The sequence below is a fragment of the Bartonella sp. AS69XJJH genome, from assembly GCF_042195585.1.
Lineage (GTDB): Bacteria > Pseudomonadota > Alphaproteobacteria > Rhizobiales > Rhizobiaceae > Bartonella.
Map to the genome: position 1 here is coordinate 1 of NZ_JBHIOO010000107.1, position 920 is coordinate 920.

The window sequence follows — 920 nt, forward strand, 5'->3', positions numbered from 1 at the left end:
GGATTATGGGTAAAAGGGTCTTATGTTTCTTCAAATTATCAAAGGGTAGAAACGAAAACGGCAACGGGTCTTTTCAAGGTAGAAGCACTTGCCCCGATTATAGGGTCTTGTTCTGGTTTTGGCGGCTTGTTAGCAGGCAATGGACCGGTGCAATGGGCATTAGCAGGGATCATGGTTTTAGCGGCTGTAACGGGCATAGTGATTGTCGCCAAGCGGTTTCGGGAGCAACGCTTATGATTTTTTGGCTCAAGAAATATTCTCTTATGTTTACAGCGGCTTTAGCCGTTTTTTTTATGGCTTTAGCCAAGGCGTTTCACCTTGGCAAGCAAAGCGAACGGCAAAAGCAAACAGAGAATGCTTTAAAGACAGCAACAACGCGGCTTGAGGTAGAAAATGAAGTTAATCAAAAAAGTGATGCTGGTGTGCGCTCTGAACTTTCTCGTTGGGTGCGCGGCAAATAGGTCTGTTTCTTGTGTTGGCTGGTTGCCCATTTATTTGGATAACAAAGATGTTGCGGTCATCAGTTCCAACCTTGCAAGAGATATTTTGAAGCATAACAAGCAGGGAGCCCATTTATGTGGTTGGAAAGATGGTCAAGAAACGAAGCAGCAAAGATAAAGATCTTACAGAAAAAGAACAACAACTCCTTCACGAGATGATAGAGACCTATCAAGGTTTAAAGATGATGTCACGCATCATGAAATTGATAGCCTTCATTATCTTTATGTTTGTAATAGATTTTTCCCGTTTTGTGGACGCCATAGAGAATAGCTTCTCACACCTCAAAAAGTGGATAACAAAAAGTTAAATATCAAATCTCTCCTTTAAAAATATGATGAAACAAGAATTTACACAAACATTGTTTGCGTGGATGGGTGGTAAACACTATCTACGTAAGAAAATTATACCGATTTTAAATA

Annotated in this window: 3 protein-coding genes and 2 pseudogenes; all 5 read left to right on the forward strand. The window is 40.4% G+C overall.

What is annotated here, in order from left to right; all coding sequences use genetic code 11:
- Positions 1-237, forward strand: a pseudogene (locus ACFIK6_RS09990) (lysozyme); the annotation flags it as partial.
- Positions 234-461, forward strand: a complete 228-nt coding sequence (locus tag ACFIK6_RS09995) for a hypothetical protein (protein ID WP_012754703.1) — start codon at positions 234-236, stop codon at positions 459-461. The pseudogene ACFIK6_RS09990 and the gene ACFIK6_RS09995, both read left to right, overlap by 4 nt.
- Positions 394-618: a hypothetical protein gene (locus ACFIK6_RS10000; protein WP_375677607.1), complete on the forward strand. Its 225-nt coding sequence runs from the start codon at positions 394-396 to the stop codon at positions 616-618. Before ACFIK6_RS09995 ends, ACFIK6_RS10000 begins: the two co-directional genes overlap by 68 nt.
- On the forward strand, positions 578-808 hold the full coding sequence (locus tag ACFIK6_RS10005) for a hypothetical protein (RefSeq protein ID WP_375677608.1): 231 nt from the start codon (positions 578-580) through the stop codon (positions 806-808). Before ACFIK6_RS10000 ends, ACFIK6_RS10005 begins: the two co-directional genes overlap by 41 nt.
- 24 nt (positions 809-832) lie before the next feature.
- A pseudogene (locus tag ACFIK6_RS10010) lies at positions 833-920 on the forward strand (DNA adenine methylase); the annotation flags it as partial.

What these genes read in the sequence shown, in the direction of transcription:
- ACFIK6_RS09995 (WP_012754703.1), top strand. Translation starts at nt 234, where the DNA reads ATGATTTTTTGGCTCAAGAAATATTCTCTTATGTTTACAGCGGCTTTA.
- ACFIK6_RS10000 (WP_375677607.1), top strand. Translation starts at nt 394, where the DNA reads ATGAAGTTAATCAAAAAAGTGATGCTGGTGTGCGCTCTGAACTTTCTC.